Source organism: Kitasatospora albolonga (genome assembly GCA_002082585.1).
Lineage (GTDB): Bacteria > Actinomycetota > Actinomycetes > Streptomycetales > Streptomycetaceae > Streptomyces > Streptomyces stephensoniae.
This window is the reverse complement of sequence record CP020563.1, coordinates 6701585-6724466: the sequence shown is the minus strand read 5'-3', so window position 1 is coordinate 6724466 and position 22882 is coordinate 6701585. Positions and strand designations below refer to the sequence as shown.

Below are 22882 nucleotides of genomic sequence, written 5' to 3'. Positions count from 1 at the left end.
CTCCTTCTTCAATGTGCGCGTCTACCGCGCCGCGCCTCATTGGCAGCGGGCACCGCGTTGTGCCGCCTACGGCCCCGACCATCCGCTAAGGTAAGGCTTAGTTAGGTATGCCTTACCGGGCGGCGGCTGCGGTGCGCCTCGGCAGATATCTCGATGTCGAGATAACTCTAGTACATAGCCGCCGCTCGGTCATGCCCAGGTGCCCTTGAACGCCCTCACCCCGTCGGGGTACGCGCCCATCCCGCCGGGCGTTCAGCCCGCATCGCGCGTGGCCGTACCGTCGGCAGTCGCTAGGTGTATTGCCCTGTGAGGTTGGGGACGCGGGTGGCGGGTGGTTTGCCTGCGAGCGCGGTGTGTCCGCGGTGGTGATTGTAGGTGTGCAGCCAGGCGGGGAAGGCGTCGCGTCGTTCCTGTTCTGAGCGGTAGGGACGGGCGTAGGCCCATTCGTCCAGCAGGGTGCGGTTGAGGCGTTCGACCTTGCCGTTGGTCTGGGGCCGGTAGGGCCGGGTTCGCTTGTGGGCGATCCCGGCTGCTGCCAGGGTGTCGCGCCAGGTGTGGGACTTGTAGCAGGCGCCGTTGTCGGTCAGGACGCGTTCGACGGTGATTCCGACGCCGGTGAAGTAGGCGTGGGCCCGCTGCCAGAAGGCGGTGGCGGTTTCCTTCTTCTCGTCGGTGAGTATCTCGCTGTAGGCCAGGCGGGAGTGGTCGTCGACGGCGGTGTGGATGTACTGGTAGCCGACGCCGGACCTGGTCCTGCGGCCCGCCGGGCGGCCCAGGACTTTGTGGCCGCCGCCGTCGGGGATGTTCCCGAGTTTCTTGATGTCCACGTGTACCAGCTCGCCGGGGCGGTCGTGTTCGTAGCGGCGTATGACGCGGCCGGTGGCCCGGTCCAGATGCTTCAGGCGGGCCAGGCCGAAGCGGGTCAGGACCCGGTGCACGGTCGAGGGGGCCAGGTTCAGCAGGTGCGCGATGCGGGCTGGTCCCCAGCGCCGCAGGACTCTGACCTTGATGATCCGGCGTTCGGTTCGGGTCGCGGTCCGGCGCGGGCTGTGGTGCGGGCGGGAGGAGCGGTCGCTCATGCCGGCCTCGCCCGTGGCCCGGTAGCGGGTGGCCCACCGCTGGGCCGTGGTGGGCGAGACCTGGAAGCGTTCTGCCGCGCGTCGAAGAGGCCAGCCATCCTCGACCACGCAGCGGGCCAGACGCAGGCGGCCGGTCTCGGTCAGAGGTGCATTACGGTGGGGCACGAGGGCCTTTCGGTCAGGTGTAGACGTCGCAATCCACACCGAACCGGCAGGCCCTCACCCATTTCAAGATCCCTCAGCCGAGATGTACCTCACCGCCCACAACCTCCCGGGACAGAACAGCTAGGGGCCGACGGACCGTGCCCCGCCGGGCGGCGGACCCGGGGACCACATGCCGAACCACTGCTCGGCACCGTAGGCATCGAAACGCTCGACCTCGACGAACCCCAGCTTTGCCGCGAGGCGCATCGAGCGGGCGTTGGCGGTCTGGGTGGCGAGCACCACCGGTTCGCCGGGGAGCGCGTCGGCGAACCAGTCGAGTGCCGCCGCGCACGCCTCGGCGCCGTACCCGCACCCCCACGCCCGCGGCAGGAACAGGTAGCCGAGCTCGGCTCTCCCGGCGGCCTGACGGAGGTGCCCCGTGTCCCGGGTGAGCGTGATCCGGCCGATCATCACTCCGTCGAGCTCGACCACGAAAAGGCCGGGGCGCCGGGCGGGCGCCCGGGGTATCGCGCGCTCGAGCTCGTCGCGCGGCCGGGGGCCGCCGATGTAGGCGCCCACCTCCGGCGAGGCCAGCAGCTCGATGACCGCCGTACGGTCCCGGGCCTCGGGCTCGCGCAGCACGAGCCTCTCGGTCCTGATCGGGGCGGGCGGCCAGGCGACGGGTCCGAGTTCAGTCATGGCAGGCAACCTATCCCACCGCCGCGAGCCCGATCCGAGAGGAAAGGGCCAGGCCACAGGCCGCTAGCTGCCCGAGCCCCGCACCTTGTGGACGGCGGTGTCGCCGGGGGCCAGTCGCCGCCCGTCCGCCGACCGGACCTCCAGGGCGCGGAGGGGCCTGCCCTCCCGGCGGTCGACCAGGCGCGAGTGCGGTTCGCCGGGGGCGAAGAAGTTCTGCTCACCCCACTGCCGCAGCGCCACGATGACGGGGAAGAGCGCCTCGCCCTTCGGAGTCAGTACGTACTCGCGGTAGGCGCTGCCGTCCGAGGCCGGGACCGAGGCGAGGACGCCGCCGTCCACCAGGGTCCGCAGCCGAGCGGTGAGGATGTTCTTCGCCACCCCCAGACTGCGCTGGAACTCCCCGAAGCGCCGGCTCCCGTCGAAGGCGTCCCGCACGATCAGCAGGGACCACCAGTCGCCGATCGCGTCGACCGACCGGGCGACGGGGCATTCGCTGTCGTCGAAGCGCGTCCTGGTCACCATGGCGGCCCCCTCTCCTCGCTGGTTGCAAGATGCTACCAAAAACGGCTACCGTCGCCGTCGCCACCAGTGGCAAGTTGAAACCGGATTCGGTCCGATCTCGGGAGGGGTGCCGATGCCCGGCAACAGGGGTGAGGCTGCGACACGGCGGGCCGAGAGGGCGGGCACCGCGGGCCCGGGCCGGGAAGGTTCCGCGGACGGCCTGTCCCGTGGTGTCGTCATGCTGTTCGCCGTCGCCTGCGGTGTCGCGGTGGCCAATGTCTACTTCTCCCAGCCGCTCCTGGTGACCATGGGGCGCGACCTCGCCATGAGCCCGGCGCTCGTCGGCGGCGTGGTCACCCTCACGCATGTCGGTTACGGGTTCGGGCTCTTCCTCCTCGTGCCGCTCGGCGACACGGCCGACCGCCGACGGATCGTCGTGGCCCAGTCGCTGCTCCTGGTGGCGGCGCTGGCCGTGGTCGCCACGGCCCCCACGGCGGCGGTTCTCCTCGCGGGCATGGCGGCGGTGGGGCTCCTCGCGGTCGTCACACAGACGCTGGTGGCCTTCGCGGCGGCGCTGGCGCCTCCCGCCGGACGCGGCCGGGTCGTCGGTACGGTCACCAGCGGTGTGGTCATCGGCATCCTGCTCGCCCGTACCGCCTCCGGCCTCCTGGCCGACCTCGCGGGCTGGCGCGCCGTCTACCTCGCATCGGCGGCGCTCACCGGCCTGCTCGCCCTGGTCCTGTACCGGGTGCTGCCCCGCGACGCCGGTGCTCCGCCGGAGGCCCTGCGCTACGGGCAGCTCCTGCGCTCCATGGTCACCCTGTTCGCGCGGGAACCCCTGCTGCGGCTCCGGGCCCTGTTCGGGCTGCTGGTGTTCGCCGCCTTCAGCACCCTGTGGAGCAGCGTCGCGCTGCCGCTCAGCGAGGCCCCGTACTTCCTCTCCCACAGCGCGATCGGGGCGCTGGGGCTCATCGGCGCCGCCGGAGCCCTGGCCGCGAGCGCGGCGGGGCGGCTGAACGACCGCGGTCTCGCCCGGCGGACCACCGGCACCGCCCTGGCGCTGCTCGCCGTCTCCTGGGTGCCCCTGGCCTTCACCCGCTCCTCGCTCTGGTCCCTGGTCGCCGGGGTGGTCCTCCTCGACCTCGCCGTACAGGCGGTCCATGTCACCAACCAGACCCTGATCCACGCGCTGCGCCCGGCGGCGGGCAGCAGGCTGATCGGCGGGTACATGGTCTTCTACTCGGTCGGCAGCGCCACCGGCGCCATCGCCGCGACCTCCCTCTACGCGGTGGCGGGCTGGGGCGCCGTATGCGCGCTGGGCGCCGCGTTCAGCTGCCTCGGGCTCGTGGTGTGGGCGCTCACCCGGGACGAACCGGGCGGTGGCGGCGGTAGTAGGAGAACGTGACGGCCGCCGTCAGCGGGCCCCAGAGGAACAGCGGCTGGTAGAGGATGCCGACCACGAGGTTCCCGGTGGCCGTCATGTCCTCGTGCGGATACGTCCACCACCAGGGGACGTTGGCCCAGATCAGCGTCAGGACCGCCGCGCCGACGGCGGCGGGGACGACAGCGGCCAGGGGGCGGACCCGGCGCCCGCCGAGCAGCGGTATCCAGCGCGGGACCACCTCACCCCAGGGCCGTACCAGACCGATGGTCAGAAGGGCGGCCAGCTCGCAGACCACACTGAGCGTCAGCATCCAGACCTTGGCCTCGACCGTCGTGAAGGGCTCGAAGCCCGCCTCCGTGTAACCGGCGGGGTGTCCGAGGACCAGGGCGATACGCCACAGCCCGCTCGGCAGGACCACCAGCGCGGTGAGGTGCGCGGCCAGGACCGCCCAGCGGGGCGGCGGGGGTACGGAGGCGGCGGGGCGTGCGGCTGTGGAGGTGCCGGAGGTCGCTCGTAAGGTCATGCGGCCCATCCTGGGGCCCTCGCCGCGGCGTTCCATCGGCCTGCCGGGCGGCCTTCGTAGGCCCCGGGTACGAGAGGGGTACGCGGGCGGCTCACCCCGGCGGCGGAGGCGTCCTCGGCCTGGGGGTGGCCCGGCCGGAAAAGGCCCGGCCTCCCCGCGGGATCGCGGGGAGGCCGGGCCCTCGTTCACCGTGCCGGGCCGCACGGACGCGGCGGACTACGACGCGTCGCGGACCGTGCCTTCCAGCGGCGGGCCCAGCGGCTTGCCGTCGTCGTCCGTGGGCTGGAGGCTGACGTACTCCGTCGGCTCCTTGACCTGGTCACGGATCGTCGGGACGGTCAGGGTCGTGGACGTCTTCCCGGCCGGGATCGTGTGCCACAGCGTTCCGTACGGGACCTTCGAGAGCGGGATCGGCCGCTTCGGGGTCTCGTCCACGAGCATGGACAGCCACTCCTGGTCGACGTCGGCCGTGGACAGCTCGGGACGGCCGCCGGTGACGGGGATCAGCTCGGCCAGGGCCCACATGTCGATGTCCGCCTTCTCCGAGAGGGAGATGCGCCACTTCAGCGGCTCACCCTCGGTGACGTCGGCGGCCACCGGCTTGACGGTGAGCGTGGGCATCGGGTCGTCGTTCTCGGCGAGGACACCGCCCGCGTCCGAGCCGACGACCGTGGAGCGGACCGCCTTGACCACGATGTCGTGGGGCTTGTCCCAGCCGTAGCGCTTGTTGCCCTCGACCTTCACCTTGACCTTGATCCCGGCGGTACCGGGGCCGACCTTGACCAGCTTGCCGGCCGACTTCCCGGTGTCCGGGTCGATGACGTACAGGCGGACCGCTCCGGCGTTCTTGCCGGTGGTACGGACGGGCACCTGGTACGTACGGACGCCCGCGTCGCCCTCCTTGACCGTGAGGCGGCCGATGTCGACGCGCGCGAGCGGGGCGGCCTTCACGGCGGGGGTGCCGGGCTTCCACGACCAGGCGTCCATCAGCCACACCTTGCCGGAACGGGACTTCGGGGTCAGCTCCAGGGAGGCGATCTTCCCGAGGTTCAGCTTGGCGCGGGACGCGGCGGTCAGCGGGACGCGGACCTCCTGCGCCCAGTACGAGCTGGTGCGCTCGGTGCCCGGCAGTCCGTCGATGCGGACGCTGCCCAGCTTGGCACGCTTGCCCTTGGCGTCCCTCACGCTCACGTCGAACCGGGTGCCGCTGGTGTTCGGCGGTACGGCGACACGGAGCGCGAGGCTCTTGGCGCCCTTGACGGAGACCGGCTTCTTCGGGGTGACGCGGGCGGCCGTGCCCGGCTTCTTCCAGTCCAGGGCGATCGCGCGGCGACCGGCCTCGTGCTCCGTGCGCCACTCCGCGAAGTGCGGCGAGGAGCCCTTGACCTTGCTGCCGAGGCAGGCGGTGCGGCCGGGGGCGACGGCGTCGCACAGCTTGGCGCCGCCGGCCTTCACCCCGCCCCGCGGGTCGTCGGGCAGGAAGCCCGCGCCGCGGTTGCCGCCGACCGCGTGGGTCAGGACCCGGGCGGGGTCGGCGGAGGGGGCGCGGCGGCCGGTGCCGTCGATGAGCTGGCGTACCCGGTCGTCACCGCCGACGAACAGCCGTGCGGCGGCGGCGATGTAGGTCGCGCCCGCCTTGTGCTGCTGGTTGGCGGAGAGCCGTCCGGGGGCGCCGGGCGAGCAGAGCGGGTCGCGCGCCTCGGGGTCGTGCCAGAAGTCGTCGTCGGCCGGGGCCTTGGCCTGGCCCGGGGTCCACTCGCTGTTGAAGTAGTTGTGGTTGGCGCCGACCATGTAGACCGAGCTGTGCAGGGCCTTGCCCCGGCTGACACCCCGGGTGCCGTCCGTGTACACCTGGCCCTGGAGGTCGGAGACGTCACCGTCGCAGCCCGGCAGGATGGTGAGCGAGGGGACGTCGGGCACCGGGTTCTGGCCGAAGATGGTGGGGCCGATGTGGACGGTGCCGCGGATCTTCCAGCGGGCCTTGGACCGGTAGCCGTCCTGGGCGGCCGGCGGCTTGTACAGGCTGTCCATGACCGCCCGGTTGACGCCCTCGCCGCCGCGCGAGTGGCCGACGAGCAGCACCTTGGACAGGTCGGTCTTCGGGCCCTTGCGCACGAAGGCGGGCGCGGAGGCGGGCTTGGCGGCCCAGTCGGCCCAGCGGCCGAGGTGGTTGCGGATCAGCGAGGAGCGGGCCTGCGCGCCGCCGTCCTCGGCGCTCCAGTCCTGGCCGTTGATGCCGTTGGCGGAGATCGAGACCGTCACGTACCCCTGCGAGGCCAGCAGCTTCTGGTCGCGCAGATAGCCGCGGTGGCTCGGGATCGGCTTGCTGCCCTTGGCGCAGGGCCAGTCGCCGGAGATGTCCTCGTTCTTGCCGGGGACGTAACAGGTGGAGTGGCGGCCGTGCAGGAAGAGCGCGACCGGACGCTTGCCGGGGGCCTTCTTCGGGGCGACCACGACACCGCGCATCTCGACGGGTGCGGGGAGGCCGGGGAGCCTGACCGAGGGGAGGCTGTACTCGCCGGTGGTGGTGGCGTACTTGCCGGCCTTGCCCGGGTCGACGGTCCCCGCGGGCAGCTTGGGCGGGAGCTTGGGGGCCGACTGCTTGGCCTTGCGGCTCGCGCCCTTGCCCGGGGCCTCGTCGAGCCTGCGCCCGGCGGCCTGGACCTGGAGCTCGTCCAGGTCGGCGGTGCGGACCTCGTCCATGGGGAGCCGGAAGGTCCGGCCGTCGTCCTGCGGTTCGGGGACGCCCACGAGTTCGCCGTTCGCGCGGAACTCCACGCGGGCGTCGCCCATGGGGACCGGCTCGGGCGCCCGCCACTCCAGGTGGTTCCGCCCGTTGTCGGCGGCGATGCGCCAGCCGGGCGGCAGTTCGTCCCCGGCGTCGGGCGGGACGGTGGCGGTCGCCGCGCCCGTCCCCGTGCCGGGGTCCTGCGTCGCGGTGGCGGTGCGTACGTCCGGCGGCGCCGGGGCGGCGTACGCCCCCGTCGGCGCCACCCCCGCCACCGTCAGCACCGCTATCGCGGTGGCCCATGCTTTCCGGCCACGTATCAAAGCTCCTCCTCAACCCTGCTCACTCGCGCGTCCGTTCCGGTGGTCTGTTCCGGGTCGAACGCGCTCTCGGACATCGAGACGGGGAGGCGAAGCTGTGGGTTGCTTCTGAGTGCGGAGTGATCGCCTCCGGGCGATACGGGTCTCCCGCCCCCGGCGTCGGGGGCGTTCCGCGCAACGGGAAGGATGGCGAAGGATGGCGGAGGAAGGGTGGGTGGTGGGGTGAAGGTCAGGGAAAACGATCTGCGGCTGAGCGACGGCCGCGGGCTCCATGTGTACGACACCGGCGACGACGACAACCGCGGTGACGGCCTGGTCGTCTTCTGGCACCACGGCACCCCGAACACCGGCTCACCGCCCGGCCCCCTCTTCCCCGCCGCCGAGGAGCTGGGCATCCGCTGGGTGTCGTACGACCGCCCCGGCTACGGCGGTTCGTCCCCGCTCCCCGGCCGGGACGTCGCGTCGGCCGCCGACGACGTGCGCGCGGTCGCCGACGCCCTGGCCATCGACCGGTTCGCCGTCCTGGGCCACTCCGGCGGCGGCCCGCACGCGCTGGCCTGCGGCGCGCTGCTGCCCGACCGGGTCCTCGGCGTGGCGACCGTCGCCACACCCGCTCCGTACGGCGCCGGGGGACTCGACTGGTTCGCGGGCATGGGGCGGTCCCCGGCGGCCTCGCTGCGGGCGGCGACCGAGGGCCGCGCGGCGAAGGAGGCGTACGAAGCGGGCGCCGGGTACGACCCGGAGATGTTCACCGAAGCCGACCTGGACGCGCTGGCCGGTGAGTGGTCCTGGTTCGACGAGGTGGTGGGACCGGCCCTGGAGGGCGGTCCGGACGGCATGATCACCGATGACCTCGCGTACGTCGCGCCGTGGGGCTTCGACCCCGCGCGGATCACCGCGCCCCTGCTCCTGCTCCACGGCGGGCAGGACCGCATCGTGCCCGCCGCCCACAGCGGGTGGCTCGCACGGCACTGCCCGACGGCCGAACTGCGGGTGCGCCCGGCGGACGGGCACATCTCCGTGCTCGGCGCGGGGGCGGAGGCTCTGGGGTGGCTGGCGGCCCGGCGGGACTGACATCTACGGGCGAATGATTGCAAACCCGGCGCTCCACGCACCCCGCCACCTCTTCGGCCGAGCCGGGCCACCGCCCCGCCACCCCCGTACGGCCGCACGCCCCGCGCCCTGCCGCCCCGCCCGGGGGACGATGGTGGCACGGGGCGCGGCCAGGACACCCCAAGAGCACCACCACGCACCACAGGAGCCGTCTCACCCCCACACCTCCCACGGAGCGACTGTTTGCGCTCCCTTCACTCGAACGGCACACCCCGCATCAGCCTCATCTCATATCTGAGATAACCTGCCGTCATGTCAGACGACTACCTCGCACGCATCGGCAAGCTCATCCGTGACGCCCGGCAGCACCGGGGCTGGACACAGACGCAGCTGGCCGAGGCGCTCGGCACGAGCCAGAGCGCCGTCAACCGCATCGAGCGCGGCAACCAGAACATCAGCCTTGAGATGATCGCCCGCATCGGTGAAGCCCTCGACAGCGAGATCGTGGCGCTCGGTTACTCCGGGCCCATGCATCTGCGGGTCGTCGGCGGCCGTCGGCTCTCCGGCGCCATCGACGTCAAGACCAGCAAGAACGCCTGCGTCGCGCTGCTGTGCGCCTCGCTGCTCAACAAGGGCCGGACCGTCCTGCGCCGGGTCGCCAGGATCGAGGAGGTCTTCCGGCTCCTGGAGGTGCTGAACTCCATCGGGGTGCGCACCCGCTGGGTCAACGACGGCGTGGACCTGGAGATCGTGCCGCCCGCTCAGCTGGACATGGCGGCGATCGACGCCGACGCCGCGCGCCGCACCCGCTCGATCATCATGTTCCTGGGCCCGCTGCTGCACCGGATGGAGCAGTTCACCCTGCCGTACGCGGGCGGCTGCGACCTGGGCACCCGCACGATCGAGCCGCACATGATCGCGCTGCGCCGGTTCGGTCTGGAGATCGCCGCGACGGAGGGGCTGTACCACGCGCAGGTGGACCGCTCGGTCTCCCCCGGCCGGCCCATCGTGCTGACCGAGCGCGGCGACACCGTGACCGAGAACGCGCTGCTGGCCGCCGCCCGCCACGACGGCACGACGGTCATCCGCAACGCCTCCTCCAACTACATGGTCCAGGACCTCTGCTTCTTCCTGGAGGCGCTCGGCGTACGGGTCGACGGCGTCGGCACGACCACGCTCACCGTGCACGGGGTCCCGCAGATCGACGTGGACGTGGACTACTCCCCCTCCGAGGACCCGGTCGAGGCGATGAGCCTGCTGGCCGCCGCCGTGGTGACCGAGTCCGAACTCACCATCCGCCGGGTGCCGATCGAGTTCCTGGAGATCGAGCTCGCGGTCCTGGAGGAGATGGGCGTCGACTGCGACCGCACCCCGGAGTACGCGGCCGACAACGCCCGCACCCGGCTGGTGGACCTGACCGTGCGGCCCTCCAAGCTGGAGGCGCCGATCGACAAGATCCACCCGATGCCGTTCCCTGGCCTCAACATCGACAACGTCCCGTTCTTCGCGGCCATCGCGGCCGCCGCGCACGGCCAGACCCTGATCCACGACTGGGTCTACGACAACCGCGCGATCTACCTCACCGACCTCAACCGCCTCGGCGGCCGCCTCCAACTCCTGGACCCCCACCGAGTCCTGGTCGAGGGCCCCACCCGCTGGCGCGCCGCCGAAATGATGTGCCCGCCCGCCCTGCGGCCCGCCGTGGTGGTGCTGCTGGCGATGATGGCGGCCGAGGGCACCTCCGTACTGCGCAACGTCTATGTCATCAACCGGGGCTACGAGGAGCTGGCGGAGCGGCTCAACTCGGTGGGCGCGCAGATCGAGATCTTCCGGGACATTTGACACGACGATGCCGCCGCACCCCATCTGACCTGCCATTTGGCGGGTCAGGGAGGGGTGCGGCGGCATGTCTGGGACTTCTCTGGGACTTTGGGCCTGCGCCGGGCTACGAGCCCAACGCACCGGTCGCGGCTACGCGAAGATCGCGTCGATGGCGGCGCTACCCCGGGCGCCGGCACGGGGCAGGAAGTGGGAGTACTTCCGCAGCGTGAACCCGGGGTCGGAGTGCCCCAGCCAACGTGCCAGGGAGACGACCGACTCGCCGGCCTCCAGTTCTTCGGAGGCGAAGAAGTGGCGCAGGGCGTGGAAGCCGTGTTCCCGGGACGGTTCCCACACGCGAGCCCCGTCTGCGCTGCCCTCGTCCAGCGCGGCGATCACACCTACCCTGGCCAGAGCGGGCTTCCACACGTAGGAGTTGAAGTAGTTCCGGTTGATAGCCTTCCGCTCGCGTCCTGTCACCAGGAGGCTGTAGGTCCTGGGCCGTCGGTGCTTGGCCTCCACCGGCGTCTTCGCCGGAGTTGGGTCGTCCCAGGGCAGCGTGACCGGCACCGGCGCGAACTGCTCCATGTGCTGCCGGATTGCCCGGGCCACGCTGGCCGGCAGCGGCACGTCCCGGACCTTGCGGCCCTTCGGAAGCGCGAAGCACAGTTTCGCTCGCACCATCTTGATCTGCCGCCGGACGTGGACGACTTTCTTCTCGAAGTCGATATCGTCCGCTGAGAGTCCGAGCGCTTCCCCTTGGCAGAGCCCGAGACCTGCTCCGATCACGAGGAGGATCCGGTAGCGGTCCGGCAGGGCCTCCCGAACCGCCAGGACCCGTTCGGGCGGCCACGCCTCAACTCTGCCAGGGGCCGCGGGCGGAGGCCCGACCGTGCTGGACCGGCATGGGTTGCGTCCGAGGCGACGGTCCTCGACCGCAGCCTGAAGGACGCTGGAGAGCGTCGCCCAGACCAGACGGATCGAGGTCGGACCGAGGCCTTCTCCAGCCGCTTCTTCCAGTGCCGCAGGACTTCCGTGCCGATGGCATTGAGCGGCTGAGCACCCAGGCGGGGAACGATGTGGCGGCGCACTCTCTGCTCGATCCGCTCGATCGTGGAAGGGTCGCCGCTCTGGGTGGGCCACCAGTGGGTCGCGATGTAGTCCTTGAGGGAGATTGCCCCGTCGCGGGGATCGACGAACTCGCCTCGGCGTGCATCGGTCTGGGCCTGGGCGAGCCAGGTCTTGGCGTCCTGAAGCGCGTCGAAGGATCGGTCCTTGACGCCGGGGATGCCCTTGACTCGGTAGCGGGTGCACTTGCCGTACATGGCGGTGTGGTCGCGTTTGCCGGTTTTCGGGTTCGGGCGCTTCTTCAGCCATCGGTCTTCTATGTAGCCGGCCAGGTGGAACTCCTTTGTGATGAGGGTGACGGCGGCGTTCTACGGCGCAGGAGGCTATGTCAGGCGGTGGTAAAGCGGGCGGAACGCTCCTGCGGGCGGACGCTGAGTGGGTTGAGGGCGAGGTTGGAGCGGGAGTCGGCCTGCTCCTGTTCGCTGACCCAGGCGTCAAGGGCTTCCACTCGGTACATGACGCGACCGCGGGGGCCCATGCGGAAGCTCGGCGGTGCCTGACGGCGGTGGCGCCAGACGTAGAGGGTGTGGGGTGAGAGGCCGAGGTAATCGGCGGCGTCCTTCACGGTCAGGAACGCCGCGCGTACCGCCGTGGAGGAAGTAGTGGGGGCAGGCAAGGGTCGTGCAGGCATCTGGGGTTTCTCTGTGAGGGACGGGAGAGGCGAGCCCGGCTGGGCGGAAACCCATTGGTCCGCCCAGCCTTTGCCTGTCGTGAGGCAGGCAAGAATCGCGGACAAGCCACAACCCGGTGTGCCGCTACGGACGCCGTGCGGTCGAAGTCGGCTGGCTCGGCTCAGGAAGGGCCAAGGCGGCTTCGAGTCGATCCCAAGGGATTTCGTCCCGGGTCGGCTTGCGAAGGCAGCTCGCGAAGCGTTCGGCGAGGCGAGGAGCGTCCATTCCGGCGCATTCGGCCAGCGCAAGGATGTGGCCCACCGTCTGGTCGCCGTTCTTCAGCCACGCCGCAATTCGCGCGTCACGGAGAGCCGAGACATGCCTACCCAGCGGCGAGTTCAGTTCATGTGCTTGCAGGGCCGCTGCTCGTGCCTGCTGCCAAGTCTTTCGGTAGACCTGAGCGGTCAGCGGTCGTCCGTTGTCGAGGACAAATATCGCGTCGTCAGGGCGGAGATCACGCCGGGTGGTCTCCTCCTTCAAGATCGCCGCCAACTCACGGCAGACGGGAACACGCCGTACGGTACCGGCGCTGTCCGAATCCTCCTCGCGGCGCTCTTGTGCCTGAGGGCGGACCATGAGCCAACCGGTGCCGTCGTCCCCGAGCTCCACGTCTCGCACGCGCAGCACCCGGGCCTCCTCCGGGCGCAGAGCCGCGAGAGCGATGGAAGCCAGGAAGGCTCGCAGGGCGAGGCCGTTCTACGGATCTTCGCTGACCCGGTCCAGGATCGCGAAGCACTGCCGATCGGACAGATAGGACGCTTGTTCATTGACGATTGCGGTCATGGAAGAGCTCCTTGAGGGTGAGGCATGGATAGACACAGTAGTTCGGCCATCCCAGGCGAATCGCACGGCGACCGAACACCATCAATACTCCGAAGAATCGCCGGTTTAGGTAACCGGCGATCCCGTGCTACCTTGCGCCGCTCTCGCGTACTCTTCCGCAGCTGATCTAGGTTCGCTTGCTTCACCGCACGATTCCAGTCCTTTCCCGGGTCAATGTGTCTACCATCGGCGAACCACCATGCTGGCGCCGGAATCACAGAGGTCAGCCTCTCGAATAGTCAGCCCTGAACGAGTGGAAGCACCAGAACAGTGCAGGTGTCTTCTAAGCGCCTGCTCTATCGCGTGCATGGTCGCCGCAGGCCAATCCCCCACCAGGGAACTCAGGACCAACCCATCTCCGCACTGGTGCCATTCTCTCTGCAGCCCGGACTACTGCCTCAATTTCGGCAGCGCATCGAAGAATGCACAATGACCCAGGTACACGCATCGACGTGATTGCGTCACGCCCGGAAGTCGGCTGAATACACCTAGCAGATACACAAATAGGCAAGCCATGGCCTACTGTCAGCCGCTCCCTGCATGAGACGCAAATCAGCCTCTCGAAGGCACAAGGAGGCCGGTTCAGGTAGGCCGACCGTCAGGCGTCGGCTCGTCGGAAGCCACGCTGGAGATGGGACCTCCCCTGAGGCGGCTGTCACCAATCTGCTTCATTGTCAGAGGGGTTGGCTACGATGGTTGCAGTTCTCGAGACCTCGGAAGGCAGGGTGCACTTGTGCAGGGAGTCAGCTATGACGACGGGACGGCTGCGAACCTATAGGGGCGCCTGGCCGGCGCTCTCCTATGGCGACGCCCGTCGGGCGGCGACGTCGTGACCTCGATCTGGTAGCGGGTTGGCACCTGCTCTGGCTCTGTGACGGCGCTCTCTCGAATGTTCTGGAGGGCCCCCTTGACTGCACCCGCTTCTTCCTGCGACCACCGCATCTACCACGTTGTCGTCGTCGCTCTGACGTCGATCATCGCCGGACTCGCGTTCGGGATCGGCTCCGCTGCTCTCGGGCAGGCTGCGTCCACCGCTGCCGCCTCCGGTGCAGCTGCTCTGGCATTCACTTTTGGTGCCGGCATGAGCGTGGTCGCGCACGTAAGCCGGCACCCGTAGCAGCGCCCTCGCCCAGGGCGGCCGTCGCGGCCGCCCTGGGAGCGCTCAGCCGGAACGGTCCCCACAGCCGGTGCTATCGGCTGTGGCCCACGAAGCTGTAACGCTACTGTGCGATGTCTCACTCGCCATGAAACGGGAGGCAAAGCTCCACACGACAACCCCGAGGGCCGATCGGCCTGGCCGAAAGTCCTTTGCCGGAACGAATTCGCCCTATTCTCTGGCTGTCAGTCCCGCCCACTAGAATCGGGCCCGAGGGTCGAGCGTGGCTTCCTGAACTCATCAACGAGAAGGCAGCTGGCAAGGCACCCGCAAGGTGACAGAGACAGGGACGGGAGCCGCATGCTGGATGGTCGGTGGACGACGGTCACCGAGTCCGGGTACGAGCACGAACGTCGCGGCCTTGAGGCGATCCGCAGGCGGATGCCGGACGAGGAGCCGTGGCGGGCCTGGTCGAACTTCACGTTCACCGCGAACAGCGGACACGTCCGCGAAGTAGACCTTCTGGTGGTCGCTCCGGCCGGTGTCTTCCTGGTCGAGTTGAAGGATTGGCACGGCTCCGTCCATGGCGGCGGAAACGAGTGGGTGCAGAGCACGCCCAACGGCACCACCCGTCGTCATGGCAATCCACTGCATCTGGCGAACCAGAAGGCCAAGGAACTCGCGGGCCTGATCAACGGGGTCGCCGGCCGTCCAGGGGACCGGTCGCGGATCTGGGTCGGTGAAGCCGTCTGCTTCACCGACGACCAGCTGCAGGTGCAGCTGCCGACAGCCGACATGAACGGGGTCTTCACCGTCAAGAAGCTGGTGAAGATGCTGACCGTGCCGCCCGGCGACGTCCGTCGGCGGATCACTGCCGAGACGTCCCGCCGAGTCGACTCGGCGCTGAAGCAGCTTCGCATCGCGCCGATCCGCCGCCAGCACGAAGTGGGCTCGTATCTGCTGGACGCGAAAGCGTTCGACTCCGGGCCCACCTGGGCCGACTATCTTGGCCGCCACTCCCAGCTGCAGGACCTGGCACGGGTGCGGGTCTTCCTGAGTGAGCGCGGGGCATCCGACGAGGAGCGCCGCTCGGTGGAGCGGGCTGCGGCCCGTGAGGCCGCGATTCTCAGCCGGTTCAAACACCCGGGCGCTGTGCAGCTGAAGACGTATCTGCCTTCGGGGCATCCGGCCGGTCCGGCGATTCTCTTCGACTACCATCCGGAGACCCTGCGCCTGGACGACTACCTGGTGCAGCACGGAGAGCACCTGGACCTGCGGGCTCGGCTCGCTCTGGTGCGGCAGCTGGCGGAGACGGTGCGTTCCGCGCATTCGCGGCGGGTCCATCACCGGACGTTGTCCGCTCACTCGGTGCATGTGATTCCGCGTGACCGCGGTCCCCGCGGGCGGGAGCTCGGCGAAGAACAGCGGTGGCTGCGGCCGTGGCCACAGATTGCGGACTGGCAGATCGCCACTGGACAGAGCGCGAGCCGCGGTCGGCCACTGACCCTGGCGCCGACCAACGTGTCGGGGGTACATGTCTCGGACGCGGCCGATCCGTATCTGGCGCCGGAACTCAGGATTCCGAAGGCCGATTCGGTGCGGCTCGATGTGTACGGGCTCGGCGTTCTCACGTATCTGCTGGTGACAGGGCAGGCACCTGGAGCGAGCCAGAGCGAGGTCATGGCGCGCTTGGAGGGCGCCGAGACGCTGCGTCCGAGCGCGCTGGTCGACGGCCTCCATCCTGACATCGACGATTTGGTGGAGGCGTCCACGGCGTACGAGCCGGGCCGGCGGCTGTCCACCGTCGACGACTTCCTGGAGATGCTGGAGTACGTCGAGCAAGCGTTCGCCGAGGAGGTCTCGGGCAGCTCTGACGTTGCGGCTGGTGCAGGCGGGGGCAGCGAGGCGGCTGCGGACGACGGCGAGGAGCACGACGAGCCGGAGAAGGATCCGCTGGAGGCGGTGGCCGGCGACGTGTTGGCCAGGCGTTGGGAGGTCGTGCGCCGGCTCGGCACCGGCTCGACGTCGCGGGCCTTCCTGGTACGCGACCTTGAGGGCGAGTCGCGGCGCAGCGGCGCCCTGCCGGTAGCGGTCCTGAAGGTCGCCCTGAGCGAGGCGAAGCACACGGTCCTGGATCGTGAGGCGGAAGTCCTGGGCCGGATCCACCGGGATTCCAGCATCATCGCGCTGTACGAGCGGGAGCCGCTCACCCTGGCCGGGCGCCGGGTTCTGGTCCTGGACTACGTCGGCGACAGCCGGGAGCTGAAGGACCAGGACACGAGCGCCGACAAGGGGCCGCGCCGCCGTGAGGACACCGTGGCTCGCCAGCTGCGGGACAACGGCCGCCTGGGCATGGACCAGCTGGAGGCGTACGGGAAGTACCTGTTCGGAGCGGTGGAGCACCTGGAGGCCGAGGGGATCTGGCACCGGGACCTGAAGCCGGACAACATCGCGATCCGGATCCGCCCCAACGGCACCCGCCAGCTGGTGCTGATCGACTTCTCACTGGCCGGGTATCCGGCGAAGGAGATCGAGGCCGGCACCGAGGGCTACCTCGACCCCTTCGTCGGGATCATCACGCGCGGCTCGTACGACGCACATGCCGAGCGGTACGCACTGGCCGTGACGCTGCACGAGATGGCGTCGAACGAACTGCCCCGCTGGGGCGACGGCTCGGTCACGGCGCGGCAGACGGACCCGAAGGAGTGGCCGTATCCGCAGCTCGCGGCTGACGCCTTCGAACCGGCCATCCGCGACGGCCTGGTGGCGTTCTTCCGCAAGGCCCTGGCCCGGGACGTGAAGGACCGCTTCTCGGACCTGAAGCCGATGGAGCGTGCCTGGCAACGCATCTTCCTCGACGCGCAGCGCACGACCGCGCCCAGCTCCGGGCACAGTGAGAAGCCGGGCCGCAGCTCGAAGAGCGGTGCCGACGCGGCGATCGCCGATCCCGTGGCCGAGCCCCGGATCGGGCGCGAGGACGACGATGTCTCCGCCGAGCAGATCCGCGATCAGCAGGCGGAACGCGCCGACCGGAAGACTCCGCTGTCGGTGGCCGGCCTGACGGTCTCCGCGCAGTCGCAGCTCTTCGCGATGGGCCTGAACACCGTCGGCGACGTGCTCGACTATTCGACCAAGAAGTTCCTCACCGCACCGGGCATGGGTTCGCGCACCCGTGAGGAGATCCAGCGCCGGCAGAAGGAGTGGAATCTCCGGCTCGGCAAGGCCGCGCCCTCGCCGCTCAGCGCGGCGGCCCTCAAAGCCGCGAACCAGGAGCGCAGCGCCCTGGAACGGGCAGCCGCCGACGCGGTCGCCACAGCTGGTGCCACCGACCCGAATGTGCTGCGTGGCCTGAGTCTGGACGCGCTCGCTGCTCGCCTGGTGCCGAGACCGTCCGGCGGCAACGCCCGTTCCAACGCCAAGGAGCGCGAAGCCGTACGCCTCCTGCTGCGCCTCCCCGACGAGGAGGGCCGCCTGCCCGACGGCCTCGCGTGGGTGCGCCAGCGGGACGTCGCCGAAGCCGTGGGCTTGACCGCCGGCCGTATCCCGCAGATCGTGAAGAAGGCACGCGAGCGCTGGCACGAGGATGCCGCCCTCGGGCTGTTGCGCGAGGAACTGGTGGAGCTCCTCGCCGAGCGCGGACGGGTCGCACCGGTCATCGAACTCGCCGATGCGCTGATCGCCCGGCGCGGCACCCAGCACGTGGAACGGCGCGACCGGCGTGCGCTCGCACTGTCCCTTCTGCGGGCCCTGGTGGAGCGCGAAAGCCGGGCACTCGTGGAGCGCCAGAGCGGGGACGACGAATCCCCGCAGCTCTTCCGCTACTTCCACGCCCGAATGCCCAAGGGCTCCGACCCGGTGATCGGCCTGATCGCCCTGGACGTCCGGGAGGGCATCGATGGACCGGACACCCCCTCACTGCCTGCCTTGCAGGAGTACGCGCTGAACCTGGGCGCACGGGCCGATCGGCTCGCGGCGCTCGAGTCTCTTCCGACAGCAAGCACGGTTCTCACCGAACTGGACGCTGTACGCCGACCGCCGGGCAACCTGGGCTGGGACGAGCGGCGCACCGCCGAGATCGCGGTCGCCGCCTCCACCCGGGCCGCGCTCACCCCCCGCCTGGAGATCTACCCGCGCGGCCTGGACCTGGTGCGCGCGCTGCGGATCACCCAGGCCGGTGTGGTCGCCGTGCAGCCCGGCGTCGAGGAGGAGCGCCTGCCGGGTCTGACGGTGGACGCCCTGCACAAGCGGGTCACGACCCGTTTCCCCGACCTGGGCACGGATCCGCTGGTGCCGCGCGAGCTGCCCACGGGCAGCACCCTCGTCCGCGCCCTCAAGGAGGCCGGCTTCGAGTTGAAGCTGGCCACCCGCTACGACGGGGTCCTGCGCCTCGTCCCTGACCGCCGGTCCGGGGACGCCACCGCCGGCCTGACCTCGGCAAGCTGGGGCGCCTCAGCCGCACGTCGCTCCGCACCCACCCAATACGACGCGGACGCGGCAGTCGCCGCGGCGGTCAAGGCGGACCAGCGGCTCACGCACTCGGCGCGGCAGGACGGCTTCCGCGTGCTGACCGTTCCGCAGCGGCGGGCCGAGGAGGCGGTGCGAGCACTGGCCGGCGAGCCGTTCGGTGCCCGGCCGGTGTCGCTGACCGGACTGTTCGTGGAGGAGCTCCGCGCCGTGGTCGGCGAGGCGGCTCGTCCCACCTGGGAGACCGTCCTCAAGGCGGACGCCGCCGAACGGGGCAGCCGCCCTCATCAGCAGCTGCGCATCCGCACCGACAAGGCTTGGGGGCGGATCGAGCCGCGACTCCGCGAGCGCCTGGCGGAAGCACGTGGCCCGCTGCTCCTCGCTGACACCGCGGTCCTGGGCCGGTACGACGCGCTGGACCTGCTCGGGCGGCTCGCGGAGGAGGCACGGCAGGGCGGCAACCCGCTGTGGCTTCTCGTCGCACAGTCCGATCCGGCACGCGCCCCGCGGCTGGCCGGGCAGAGTGTTCCTTACCAGGCAGGGTTCGACGAGTGGATCGTCGTCCCAGACGCCTGGGTCTCCCGCAAACACCTCGCGCCTGACGCCTGACCCTCGTTCCCTGACCGTCATTCCTTGATCTTCTTCCGCACTCTCCCACTCTCCACAGGAGCCGTACGTGATCGACCGCAAGAGCCTCCTCGCCGACCTGCAGAAGCAGGTCAAGGCGGCAGAGACCGACCTCGAACAGCAGGTCAAGGCTGTCCCCGAGGTCGGGACGCGGCTGCGCGGCGAGTACGACCAGGCCCGGAAGCTGGGCCGTACGGCAGCGACATGGAACGCCTGGCTCGGTGAGCGGATCACGCAGGTGGCCGTGGCGTGGGTGCTCGGCACGGTCTTCGTCCGCTTCAGCGAGGACAACAAGCTGATCGCCGAGCCGTACATCACGGCGCCGGATGTGGCGGGGCGGGAAATCGCGCAGGCACGGTACGAGGAGTACTTGGAGAAGGATCCGGATCCGACGTATCGCGGGTGGCTGGAGACGGCGTTCGCCGAGTTGGGGGCTGGGCAGGCGGGGCGGTTGCTCTTCGATCGGGAGCACAATCCGCTGTATCAGATTCCGCTGTCGCATGATGGGGCAGGCGCGCTGCTCGCGTTCTGGCGGGAGCAGCGGGCTGGCGAGGGCGCGGACGCAGGGGAGGTCGAGTCCGGTGGCGCCAGCAGCCCCGTGCTCGTGCACGACTTCACCGATCCGCTGAGCGAGGACGGCACGACGGGGTGGGACACCCGGTTCCTGGGTGACCTGTACCAGGACTTGAGCGAGGCGGCCCGAAAGACGTACGCGCTGCTCCAGACGCCGGAGTTCGTGGAGGAGTTCATCCTTGACCGGACGATGACACCCGCGATTCGGGAGTTTGGCTTCGAAGAGCTGAAGATGATTGACCCGACTTGTGGGTCGGGACACTTCGTACTGGGCGCGTTCCGGCGGCTTACGCGGATGTGGGCTGAGGAGCGGCCCGAGGTGGAGCCGTATGAGCGGGTGCGGGCGGCGTTGAGTTCGGTCCATGGGGTGGACCTCAATCCGTTCGCGGTCGCAGTGGCCCGTTTCCGCCTTTTGGTCGCGGCAATGGCAGCGAGCAATATTCGGACGTTCGAAGAGGCAAAGAAAGGCGACTGGCCGATCCAGGTCGCGGTCGGGGACTCCCTCATCAAGGACCGGCAGCTGGAACTGCAGCTCGGCCTAGGTCACGAGGAACAGGGTGCTGGTGATCCGCTGGCCGAGTTCTCGTACGCCACGGAAGATGTGCACGAGTTCCCGGAGATTCTGCAGCAGGGGCGTTATCACGTGGTGGTGGGGAACCCTCCATATATCACGGTCAAGGACAAGGGACTTAACCAGCTATACCGGGAACTGTACGACGCGTGCGCTGGCACGTACGCACTTTCCGTTCCCTTCGCCCAGCGATTCTTTGAGCTTGCTAAGCGGAGCGGAAACAACGCCGACGGCTACGGCATGGTAGGGCAAATCACCGCCAGGTCGTTCATGAAGCGAGAATTCGGCGCAAAACTCATCGAGGATTTCTTTGCGCACAAGACCGAACTTGTCGAGGTCATCGACACATCAGGTGCGCACATCCCAGGACACGGGACGCCCACAGTGATCCTCGTAGGACGACCACTGCAAGGTTCACGTCGGCAGCCAACGATCCGGACTGTGCGAAGCGTCCAGGGCGAGCCAGTGACACCGGAGCGGGCAGAGGAAGGACTGGTGTGGCGGGCAATTGTTGAGCAGATTGACTCTCCTCGCTCCACGAGCCAGTGGGTATCGGTTGACGATCTAGAGCGTGAAGAGAATTTCGCGAAGCACCCTTGGATTCTCAGCGCCGGCGGCCAGGAGCTCGCGACTTCGCTTGAGAATAGTGGAGTAAGGCTCCATACGATCGCTCAGCGAATCGGCTACACGGGCCAGACAAATGCGGACAGCATCATGCTCACCACCCGAAAAAGCTGGATTCGGCGAGGCTGCGAGCCGGAGCTCGGCTGCACCGTGGTGCTAGGCGATGAGTTGCGCGATTGGTCACACACAGAGGAAACTTACACATTCTTCCCGTATGAAGAGGTGGACGGAAAATTCAAGCTTTCCCCATTGAAAGAGAGGTCCGCCGCCTATAAGTGGATGTGGCCCGGACGCACCACACTAGGTAGCCGCGCAACATTCTCAAAGGGAACCTACTTTTCCGACGGTCGACCTTGGTATGAATGGCACCAGGTAACGTCTAGTCCCGACAGTCACACTTGGTCAATTTCCTACGCATTCGTCGCGACTCAAAATCATTTCGTGCTAGACCGAGGCGAAAAGGTCTTCAAGCAGTCTGCACTGGTAATCAAGCTACAGAAGGATGCAACCGAGGAGGATCACGTAAATCTCCTCGGGCTGCTCAATAGCTCCACGGCGGGAATGTGGCTCGCCATGGTAAGCCACAACATGGGTGCTGGTGGAATTGGAGGCGGCATCGCCGCAGAACAGTGGGAGCAATTCTATCAATTCAACGGAAATAAAATCAGCGAGTTCCCCATTCCCGCTAGTTTCCCCACCGATCTCGCAACCGAACTGGACACCCTGGCCCAGCGCCTCTCTACAACAACCCCCACCGCCCTCGCGGCCTCAACAATCCCCACCGCCCCAGCCCTCCATAAAACTAAAGCCCACTACACCTCCACCCGCGCCCGAATGATCGCCCTCCAAGAGGAACTCGACTGGCAGGTCTACTCCCTCTACAACCTGCACTCCGAGGACCTCCGCCTCCCCGACGCTTCCGCCGTCCCCGAACTCGCCCTGGGCGAGCGCGCCTTCGAGATCGTGCTCGCCCGCCGCGTCGCCGCCGGCGAGGCCAGCGGCGAGTGGTTCAAGCGGCACGGGTCCACCCCCATCACCGAGATCCCCACCCACTGGCCCGCCGACTACCGCGCCCTGGTCCAGAAGCGCATCGACGTCATCGAGTCCAACCGGGCCATCGGCATGATCGAGCGCCCCGAGTACAAGCGGCGCTGGGCCACCGAGGGCTGGGATGCGATGAAGCAGAAGGCGCTGAAGTCCTGGCTGCTCGACCGGATCGAGGACCGGGCCCACTGGTTTGACGTCAACGGCAACCCCACCGTCACCACCATCCCCCGCCTCACCGAAAGCCTGTCCGCCGACGAGGACTTCGCCTCCGTAGCCGAGCTGTACGCACCCCGGCAGGACCTCGCGAAGACCGTGCGGGAGCTGCTCGCCGAGGAGCACGTGCCCTTCATCTCCGCCCTTCGTTACAAGCCCGCCGGGCTGAAGAAGCGCGCCGACTGGGAGCACGTCTGGGACCTCCAGCGCGAAGAGGACACGGCGCCCGACGAGCCAGCCAAGCAAAAGATCCGCGAGCGGACTCCCGTACCGCCGAAGTACACCTCCGCGGACTTCCTGAAGCCGAGTTACTGGCGTGCACGCGGCAAGCTCGACGTACCCAAGGAACGGTTCGTGTCGTACGGCACGGTCAACGCGCAGTCGCCGGAGCTGTACGGGTGGGCCGGCTGGGATCACCTGGAGCAGGCACTCGCGCTCGCCTCGTACATCCAGCAGGCTGGGCTCGGTGAGCACGAACTCGTTCCGTATCTGGCCGGGTTGCTGGAGCTGCAGCCGTGGCTGGAGCAGTGGTACGGCGAGTACGACCCGGAGTTCGGGGCCTCGCCGGCCGCCGAGATCCTTGCCTTCCGGCAGTCGAAGCAGGGTGAGCTCGGGCTGACGGACGACGCGCTGCGCGCCTGGCGCCCGGCGGCCGCCACTCGCGGACGCGGCGCGGCGAAGAAGACTGCCGCCCCGAAGAAGAGCGCGGGCGCGAAGGCCGCCGCCCAGCCGGCCGACACGGACACCATCATCGACACGACGACCGATGCCGCCGCCGGCACCGAGTCCGACTGAGC

The 22882-nt window shown here is 69.2% G+C and carries 13 protein-coding genes and 1 pseudogene; 7 read left to right on the top strand and 7 right to left on the bottom strand.

The genetic code is table 11. From position 1 onward, the window contains the following. Positions 1-290 precede the first annotated feature (290 nt). The 3 genes from B7C62_29625 to B7C62_29615 all read right to left on the bottom strand — a co-directional run bounded on the left by B7C62_29625 (position 291) and on the right by B7C62_29615 (position 2444). Positions 291-1244 (bottom strand): IS481 family transposase, encoded by a 954-nt coding sequence (locus B7C62_29625; GenBank protein ID ARF75962.1) that lies wholly within the window; start codon positions 1242-1244, stop codon positions 291-293. A 120-nt stretch (positions 1245-1364) separates the two neighbouring features. Beyond that, positions 1365-1922 (bottom strand): GNAT family N-acetyltransferase, encoded by a 558-nt coding sequence (locus B7C62_29620; GenBank protein ARF75961.1) that lies wholly within the window; start codon positions 1920-1922, stop codon positions 1365-1367. Between the two features lie 63 nt (positions 1923-1985). Next, the gene (locus B7C62_29615; GenBank protein ID ARF75960.1) at positions 1986-2444 is read right to left on the bottom strand and encodes a transcriptional regulator; all 459 of its coding nucleotides are present in this window, start codon (positions 2442-2444) and stop codon (positions 1986-1988) included. A 112-nt stretch (positions 2445-2556) separates the two neighbouring features. Here B7C62_29615 and B7C62_29610 point away from each other — a divergent pair, with 112 nt between their 5' ends. Next, a complete protein-coding gene (locus B7C62_29610) occupies positions 2557-3828 on the top strand; it encodes an MFS transporter (GenBank protein ID ARF75959.1) in 1272 nt (423 codons plus the stop codon). Here the strand turns inward: B7C62_29610 and B7C62_29605 are convergent. Continuing rightward, the gene (locus tag B7C62_29605) at positions 3782-4249 is read right to left on the bottom strand and encodes a hypothetical protein (protein ARF77429.1); all 468 of its coding nucleotides are present in this window, start codon (positions 4247-4249) and stop codon (positions 3782-3784) included. The genes B7C62_29610 and B7C62_29605 overlap by 47 nt on opposite strands. 297 nt (positions 4250-4546) lie before the next feature. Then, on the bottom strand, positions 4547-7381 hold the full coding sequence (locus tag B7C62_29600; protein ID ARF75958.1) for a hypothetical protein: 2835 nt from the start codon (positions 7379-7381) through the stop codon (positions 4547-4549). 183 nt (positions 7382-7564) lie between these two features. Between B7C62_29600 and B7C62_29595 the strand changes: the two genes are divergently transcribed. Together B7C62_29595 and B7C62_29590 are read left to right on the top strand one after the other, a co-directional pair. Further along, positions 7565-8452, top strand: a complete 888-nt coding sequence (locus B7C62_29595) for an alpha/beta hydrolase (GenBank protein ID ARF75957.1) — start codon at positions 7565-7567, stop codon at positions 8450-8452. Positions 8453-8743: 291 nt separating this feature from the next. After that, positions 8744-10273, top strand: coding sequence for a UDP-N-acetylglucosamine 1-carboxyvinyltransferase (locus B7C62_29590; protein ARF75956.1), 1530 nt, complete (start codon positions 8744-8746; stop codon positions 10271-10273). Positions 10274-10402: 129 nt separating this feature from the next. On the opposite strand, the pseudogene B7C62_29585 reads toward B7C62_29590, so the two are convergent. Together B7C62_29585 and B7C62_29580 are read right to left on the bottom strand one after the other, a co-directional pair. Beyond that, positions 10403-11622, bottom strand: a pseudogene (locus B7C62_29585) (site-specific integrase). Between the two features lie 83 nt (positions 11623-11705). Further along, entirely contained in the window at positions 11706-12008 is a 303-nt protein-coding gene (locus tag B7C62_29580; GenBank protein ARF75955.1) for a DNA-binding protein, read from the bottom strand. Positions 12009-12366: 358 nt separating this feature from the next. Between B7C62_29580 and B7C62_29575 the strand changes: the two genes are divergently transcribed. From B7C62_29575 to B7C62_29560, 4 genes are all read left to right on the top strand, one after another. Next, a complete protein-coding gene (locus B7C62_29575; protein ARF75954.1) occupies positions 12367-12846 on the top strand; it encodes a hypothetical protein in 480 nt (159 codons plus the stop codon). A gap of 931 nt (positions 12847-13777) precedes the next feature. Beyond that, on the top strand, positions 13778-13987 hold the full coding sequence (locus B7C62_29570) for a hypothetical protein (GenBank protein ARF77428.1): 210 nt from the start codon (positions 13778-13780) through the stop codon (positions 13985-13987). A 339-nt stretch (positions 13988-14326) separates the two neighbouring features. After that, positions 14327-19039 (top strand): protein kinase, encoded by a 4713-nt coding sequence (locus B7C62_29565; protein ID ARF75953.1) that lies wholly within the window; start codon positions 14327-14329, stop codon positions 19037-19039. A 67-nt stretch (positions 19040-19106) separates the two neighbouring features. Beyond that, positions 19107-22880: an SAM-dependent methyltransferase gene (locus B7C62_29560; protein ARF75952.1), complete on the top strand. Its 3774-nt coding sequence runs from the start codon at positions 19107-19109 to the stop codon at positions 22878-22880. The last annotated feature ends 2 nt before the right edge of the window (positions 22881-22882 follow it).

What these genes read in the sequence shown, in the direction of transcription:
- B7C62_29615 (ARF75960.1), bottom strand. Translation starts at nt 2,444, where the DNA reads ATGGTGACCAGGACGCGCTTCGACGACAGCGAATGCCCCGTCGCCCGG.
- B7C62_29610 (ARF75959.1), top strand. Translation starts at nt 2,557, where the DNA reads ATGCCCGGCAACAGGGGTGAGGCTGCGACACGGCGGGCCGAGAGGGCG.
- B7C62_29590 (ARF75956.1), top strand. Translation starts at nt 8,744, where the DNA reads ATGTCAGACGACTACCTCGCACGCATCGGCAAGCTCATCCGTGACGCC.
- B7C62_29575 (ARF75954.1), top strand. Translation starts at nt 12,367, where the DNA reads ATGCCTACCCAGCGGCGAGTTCAGTTCATGTGCTTGCAGGGCCGCTGC.
- B7C62_29595 (ARF75957.1), top strand. Translation starts at nt 7,565, where the DNA reads ATGGCGAAGGATGGCGGAGGAAGGGTGGGTGGTGGGGTGAAGGTCAGG.
- B7C62_29565 (ARF75953.1), top strand. Translation starts at nt 14,327, where the DNA reads ATGCTGGATGGTCGGTGGACGACGGTCACCGAGTCCGGGTACGAGCAC.
- B7C62_29580 (ARF75955.1), bottom strand. Translation starts at nt 12,008, where the DNA reads ATGCCTGCACGACCCTTGCCTGCCCCCACTACTTCCTCCACGGCGGTA.
- B7C62_29620 (ARF75961.1), bottom strand. Translation starts at nt 1,922, where the DNA reads ATGACTGAACTCGGACCCGTCGCCTGGCCGCCCGCCCCGATCAGGACC.